Below are 6,558 nucleotides of genomic sequence, written 5' to 3'. Positions count from 1 at the left end.
CTCTTTGCACGCAACACCGGCAGCCGTGACCAGGTGATCGCCCTGGTCGATGCCATCCGCGAGGCTGGCGGTGAGGACATGCTGGTCTGCGTCGACCAGGAAGGCGGCCGCGTGCAGCGGCTGCGCGAAGGCTTCACTCGGCTACCGCCGCTGTCGACGCTTGGCCTGGCTTACGACCGCGACCCGGTCGAGGCCGTGCGCCTGGCCGAGGAACACGCCTGGGTGATGGCAAGCGAGCTGCGCGCCACCGGTATCGATTTCAGCTTCGCCCCCGTGCTCGACCTCGCCCGTGGCAGTGCCGCCATCGGCAACCGCGCCTTCCATGCGGACCCCGCCGTGGTGGGTGAGTTGGGCCAGGCCTATGTGCGTGGCATGCACCTGGCCGGCATGGCGGCGGTGCTCAAGCACTTCCCGGGCCACGGCTCGGTGGCGGCGGACACCCACCTGGCGGCGGCCACCGATCCGCGGAGTCGTAGCGAATTGGACATGGCCGACATGGCACCCTTCGTCGAGGCGATCGAAGCCCACGCCGAGGCTGTGATGGTGGCGCACGTGACCTACCCCGCGGTGGACCACCGGCCCGCCGGATTCTCGCCGGAGTGGATCGGATCGATCCTGCGCGGGGAACTGGGTTTCAGAGGTGCGGTGATCGGCGATGACATCAGCATGAAGGCGGCCGAAGTCCATGGCAGCGTGGCTGACCGCGTAGACGCCCACCTCGACGCCGGCTGCGACCTGGTGCTGGCCTGTTTCCCGGACGTCGTGCCCGAGGCGATCGCCGCCGTGTCGGGTCGCCCGGCCGACACTGCCAGTCCCATCGCCGGCTTGCGCGCCACCATCGGTGCCACCTGGGCGGGCCTGGAAGACAATCCCCAACGCGACCGTTTCGTCGCGCGCGTCACTGCCCTGGAGTCCGCATGAGCATCCCCCCGTTGGCCGAAGCCGTGGCGACGGCCGATATTCTCTTCGACCGTGCCACCGTCGAGGCCCAGATCGCGCGCATGGGCAGCCAGATCGACCTGGCGCTGGAAGGCGAGCGGCCGGTCTTCATGACCGTCATGCACGGCGCACTGTTGTTCGCCGCGCAATTGGCGCTGTCCATCAGGACCGACCTCGAATTCGACTATGTGCATGCCACGCGGTACCGCGGCGGTATCACCGGCCACGAGCTTCACTGGCTGCGCGAGCCCGTGGTGCCCCTGGAGGGGCGCATCGTGCTGCTGGTCGATGACATCCTCGACGAGGGCCATACGCTCAAGGCCGTGCGCGATGCCTGCCTGCGCATGGGTGCCAGGCGGGTGCTGGTGGCGGTGATGTGCACCAAACTGCATGGCCGCCGTGCCGAGGGCATCCAGGCTGATTTCAACGGCGTGGATGTTCCCGACCGCTACGTGTTCGGTTACGGCATGGACTTGAACGAACAGGCCCGTAACCTGCCTGCCATCTACGCACTCGCCGATAAGGTTTCCCATGAGCATTGACCTTGCCGTGATCGGCGGCAGTGGCCTGTATCAGTTCCCGGGCCTTGGCAATCCCTCGCGCCAGGCGGTGGACACCCCCTACGGCAAGGCATCGGGTGACATCGTTGTCGGCGATTTCCGCGGCAGACGGCTAGCATTCCTGGCCCGCCACGGGGAAAGCCATGACTTGCCTCCGCACCGGGTGAATTACCGCGCCAACGTCTGGGCGCTGCATTCCATCGGTGCCAGCCGGGTGATCGGCGTGAATGCCGTCGGCGGCATCCGGGACGACATGGGCCCTCGCGCCGTGGTCGTCCCCGACCAGCTCATCGATTACACCCACGGCCGCCTGACCAGTTTCTGTGATGTGGAGGGAGCCGAGGTCCGCCACATCGATTTTTCCGATCCCTATACCCCGTCCCTGCGGAAGGCTTTGGTGGCCGCTGCTGCCGCGGCAGGTATCGATGTGGTCGATGGCGGTTGTTACGGCGCCACCCAGGGCCCCCGGCTTGAAACCCGCGCGGAAATTGCCCGGATGCGACGCGATGGCTGCGACCTGGTCGGCATGACGGGCATGCCTGAGGCGGTTCTTGCCCGCGAACTGGGCCTTGAATATGCCTGCCTGGCGCTGGTGGCCAATTGGGCGGCCGGGGTGGCGGACGAGGACGAGATCAGCATCGAGGAAATCTTCGCCCATCTGGCCGCGGCCACTGCCGCGGTACCGGCAATCCTGGCCGGGCTGGTCGATTCCTAGGAATCACCCGTGCAGAACATGTTGTGTTTTGCCAGCAAACATGGTGATACTTTGCCTGCACCAGGGGGGCAGGCGGGGGCCTAACACAACCGGACCCACTTGCAGGGGTGCATTTTTAGTCAATGATGCAGAGGTTTTAGCAATGGCGACTGGTACGGTTAAATGGTTCAACGATGCGAAGGGCTTTGGTTTCATTACGCCCGACGGTGGTGGGGAGGATCTTTTCGTCCACTTTTCCTCGATCCAGGGTAATGGCTTCAAGTCCCTTCAGGAGAACCAGAAGGTCACCTTCGAGGTTACCCAGGGTCCGAAAGGCAAGCAGGCGTCCAACGTCACGCCAGCCTGAACGACTAGCAAGGTCTGAAGACACGAGCCCCGCGCCGTAATGCGCGGGGCTTTTGTTTTTCTTTGAAACGGCAAGGAATTTGTAGATGACAGATCGTCGACGCTTCATCCAGGCTTCCGTGCTGGGCTCGGCAGTCCTTGCCACCGGTGGCGTGGCCCGCGGTGTGCCCGCAGCCGTCGTGGGCAAGCCACGGGTCGTGTCGACCTGGGATTTCGGCGTGGCCGCCAACCAGGGCGCCTGGAAGGTACTGTCGGCGGGGGGCAGTGCCCTTGATGCGGTGGAAGCCGGCGTGCGCATCCCGGAGGCTGATCTTCGCAACCACAGCGTGGGCCGCGCAGGCTATCCCGACCGCGATGGCCATGTGAGCCTGGATGCCAGCATCATGGACCAGGCCGGCAATTGCGGCGCGGTGGCTGCCATCGAACACATCGCCCATCCCATTTCGGTAGCGCGCGCGGTGATGGAGAAAACCCCGCACGTGCTGCTGGTGGGCGAGGGTGCATTGCAGTTCGCCATGGAACAGGGTTTCCCCCGCGAGGAACTGCTGACGCCCGAATCGGAAAAGGCCTGGAAAGAGTGGCTGAAGACAGCCAAATACAGGCCGTCGATCAACAGCGAGGTGAAGGATTTCCGCAACCTCCCGGGAGGTGCGCGCAACCACGACACCATCGGCATGCTGGCCCTGGACGCCCACGGCAACCTGTCCGGCGCATGTACCACCAGCGGCATGGCGTGGAAGCTGCGCGGGCGGGTAGGCGACAGCCCGATCATCGGTGCCGGGCTGTATGTCGATGGCGAAGTGGGCGCCGCCACGTCCACCGGCGTGGGCGAGGAAGTCATACGCAATTGCGGCAGTTTCCTGGTGGTGGAATTGATGCGGCAAGGACGTTCGCCGCAGGACGCCTGCCGGGAGGCGGTCGAGCGCATCATCCGCAGGAAGCCGGCCACGGCAAAGGAGATCCAGGTCGGTTTCCTGGCCATGAACCGCGCCGGCGAAGTGGGCGCCTGGGCCATCCAAAAGGGCTTCTCGTACGCGGTGTGCGATGCGGCGAAGCGGGACGCATTGATCCCGGGCAAGAGCACCTACTGACCATGCTGCTGGAAGTGGCGGCCAATTCGGTGGCATCGGCGATCGCCGCGCGCGATGGCGGCGCCGGCCGCGTGGAGCTGTGCGCGTCGCTGGCCGAGGGCGGGGTGACGCCCTCGCATGCCACCATCGCCATGGCGCGCGAGGCGATCATGCTTCCGCTCTACGTATTGGTGCGGCCCCGCGCCGGCGACTTCGTGTACGCCCCCTACGAATGGGACCTGATGCACGCCGACATCGCGCATTGCCGCCGGCTGGGGTGCGACGGCGTGGTCGTGGGGGCGCTCGACGAAGCCGGCCGTGTGCATCCGCGCTGCCGGGAGCTGGTGGAAGCGGCAGGCCCGATGGGCGTGACGTTCCATCGCGCCATCGACGTCAGCGCCGACCCGGTGGCGGCCGTCGATGATGTCATCGCTGCCGGATGCGAACGCATCCGTACCTCCGGCAGCCGGGCGCACGCGCACGCGGGTGCGTCGGTCATCCGCGCGATGGCCTCGCGCGCCAACCATCGCATCGCGATCATGGCGGGCGCCGGCGTAACCTCGGGTAACGTCGCTGAGCTGGCGCGACTGACAGGCTTGAGCGAGTTCCACGCATCGGCCAAGCAGCGCTTGCCGTCGCGCCAGCCCAAGGGGGTGGGCTTGAGCATGGATGCCGGCGAATGGCGAACCGACGAAGCCGAGGTTGCCGCGATTGTTCAGGCGCTTGCCGCCATCGCTTCGAAGGCCGTCAGCGAACGGTAAAGTCCTGCTGGCCGCCTTGCCACATGCACCGCGAACCGGGGAGCGAGGCCGACTAGTTCGTCAAGCAGGTCACCCTGGTTGTGGCGTGCCAGCTGCCATTGCCCAGCATGAGCGTGCCGAGACTTTCCTGGTCGACGACCTTTCCCCCCCCATCTTCTTGCATAAACGCGCCGCGTCGATGCCCGCATCGCGGTCGGCGAGGTATTCGCTATCTGCCCACGCCCGCCAGGTGAAACTGGCGTGGGCAGGCTCCACGTCTGGAGAAGGTGCATTGGCGGAATGCGCCATGGTGGTCAGGGGCGCCGTGGCGACGAACAGAACCATTGCGGACCAAAGGGGGTATCGCATACCTGCTCCATGTGTGACGGGCCGTTTGGCGGCCGCTTCCGATGGAGAACATTAAGCCGGAGAGGGAGGACTCTTCATACCGGCGTTGGCTGACTTTGATGTCAGGTAAGCCCTACACCTCTGTCCGCTTGCGCACGCCGGAGGGGGTTAACGATCGGCCGGTTAGTTTGCGCCGACGCACGTGCCGGTCATGTTGTAGTACCAGCGGCCGTTCTCTTTGCCGAACGGACCTGACTTGAAGTTGGAAATGTGGCCACCCAATGACTTGCACTTGGCCCTGATCTGGCTTTGCACGTTCTTCAGGGCTTCGTTGACAGTCGATCCATGACCCACATCGCTCAGGTGGTAGGTGTTGGCGAGTGCCCCGCTGGACGCGCATACCGTGAACAAGGCGAAGGCAATTTTGTAACGAATATTCATGAGGGGAAAACCTGGACGCGGCCAGTTGCCGCAGTGCCATTAAAGGCTGGCGGCGCCGCAGGGAATATCATCCGAGGTTGACGCCACGCGTCAGCTTGGCGAGCGTGGCATGTCGTCGTTGCTTTACCTAGGCAACGAATTGAAGCCGTGCCAGTTCTGCATACAAACCACCTTCGCGCAGCAGGCTCTCGTGTGTGCCCTGGGCGATGATGCGGCCACCGTCCATGACGACGATGCGGTCGGCACGCTTGACGGTTGCCAGCCGGTGTGCGATCACCAGCGTGGTGCGGCCCTGCTCGAGCCGTTCGAGTGCGTGCTGGATCGCCGCTTCCGATTGTGCATCGAGAGCCGAGGTGGCTTCGTCGAGCAGGAGTAGCGGCGCATCACGCAGGATCGCGCGGGCGATCGCCATGCGCTGGCGCTGACCACCGGAAAGACGTACTCCGCGCTCGCCCATGGCGGCGGCGTAGCCTTCGGGCAGGGCGCTTAGGAATCCGTCGGCTTCGGCCAGGCGTGCGGCTTGGCGCACCTCTTCGTCGCTGGCGTCCTGCCGGCCAAAGCGGATGTTGTCCGCGGCACTGCCGCCGAAGATCACAGTGTCCTGTGGCACCAGCGCAATGGCACCGCGCAGGTCCGCCAGGGTGAGGGCGCGCAAGTCCACGCCGTCGAGGCGGATGCTGCCCGTCTGCGGGTCGTAGAAACGCAACAGCAGGCCGAGCACGGTGCTCTTGCCGGCCCCGGAAGGGCCGACCAGGGCCACGGTTTCGCCGGGTTTCACCTCCAGCGAGAAATCCTTCAGTGCGGGAATGTCACCGCGGGTCGGATAGTGGAAAGTGACGCTGTCGAAGCGCAGCGACGCACGTAAGGGGCTCGGCAGGGCAACTGCCTGCGCCGGATCGGCAATGCCGGGCTTTTCGGCCAGCAGCTCGCCGATGCGTTCCATCGCTCCGGCGGCACGCTGTACGTCACCCCACACTTCGGCAAGGCCCGCCACCGAGCCCGCGGCGAACACCGCATACAGTACGAACTGGCTCAACACGCCGGCGGTGAGTTCACCGGCAAGTACCTGCCGCGCGCCGGCCCACAGCACCAGGATGATCGCGCCGAAAACCAGCACGATCACCGCCATCGTCAGCAGCGAGCGCACGCCGATGCGTTTGCGCGCGGTATCCAGGGCGCGGTCCACGGCATGACCGTAACGACGGCTTTCGATGTCCTCGCGGTGATAGGCCTTCACCGCAGTGGCTGCATTGAGCGTTTCATTGGCGATCGCCGAGGCGTCGGCCAGGCGGTCCTGGCTGAAACGCGAGAGCTTCTGCACGCGGCGGCCGAAGACCAGGATGGGCAGCAGCACGCCCGGGATGACCAGGGCGGTAAGACCCGCCAGGCGCGGGATGGTG

General features: G+C 65.5%; 8 protein-coding genes. 6 read left to right on the top strand and 2 right to left on the bottom strand.

What is annotated here, in order from left to right; genetic code table 11:
* The 6 genes from nagZ to VK519_RS14320 all read left to right on the top strand — a co-directional run.
* Positions 1 to 921: beta-N-acetylhexosaminidase (nagZ, locus tag VK519_RS14345; protein WP_324350852.1), on the top strand; the 921-nt coding region annotated here is incomplete at its 5' end.
* A complete protein-coding gene (locus VK519_RS14340; protein ID WP_324350850.1) occupies positions 918 to 1,481 on the top strand; it encodes a hypoxanthine-guanine phosphoribosyltransferase in 564 nt (187 codons plus the stop codon). The genes nagZ and VK519_RS14340, both read left to right, overlap by 4 nt.
* Positions 1,471 to 2,214, top strand: coding sequence for an S-methyl-5'-thioinosine phosphorylase (locus VK519_RS14335; RefSeq protein ID WP_324350849.1), 744 nt, complete (start codon positions 1,471 to 1,473; stop codon positions 2,212 to 2,214). Before VK519_RS14340 ends, VK519_RS14335 begins: the two co-directional genes overlap by 11 nt.
* 142 nt (positions 2,215 to 2,356) lie before the next feature.
* Entirely contained in the window at positions 2,357 to 2,560 is a 204-nt protein-coding gene (locus VK519_RS14330) for a cold-shock protein (protein ID WP_250625642.1), read from the top strand.
* 85 nt (positions 2,561 to 2,645) lie between these two features.
* A complete protein-coding gene (locus VK519_RS14325) occupies positions 2,646 to 3,650 on the top strand; it encodes a glycosylasparaginase (RefSeq protein ID WP_324350847.1) in 1,005 nt (334 codons plus the stop codon).
* A 2-nt stretch (positions 3,651 to 3,652) separates the two neighbouring features.
* Positions 3,653 to 4,390 (top strand): copper homeostasis protein CutC, encoded by a 738-nt coding sequence (locus VK519_RS14320; RefSeq protein WP_324350846.1) that lies wholly within the window; start codon positions 3,653 to 3,655, stop codon positions 4,388 to 4,390.
* A 510-nt stretch (positions 4,391 to 4,900) separates the two neighbouring features.
* Here the strand turns inward: VK519_RS14320 and VK519_RS14315 are convergent.
* Positions 4,901 to 5,158, bottom strand: a complete 258-nt coding sequence (locus tag VK519_RS14315; RefSeq protein WP_324350844.1) for a hypothetical protein — start codon at positions 5,156 to 5,158, stop codon at positions 4,901 to 4,903.
* Positions 5,159 to 5,285: 127 nt separating this feature from the next.
* A partial coding sequence (locus VK519_RS14310) for an ATP-binding cassette domain-containing protein (RefSeq protein ID WP_324350843.1) occupies positions 5,286 to 6,558 on the bottom strand: 1,273 nt, incomplete at its 5' end.

It is taken from the genome of Pinirhizobacter sp. (assembly GCF_035317885.1).
GTDB lineage: Bacteria > Pseudomonadota > Gammaproteobacteria > Xanthomonadales > Rhodanobacteraceae > Pinirhizobacter.
Note: the sequence above shows the minus strand (reverse complement) of the source record. Positions and strands in the feature narration are given on the sequence as shown.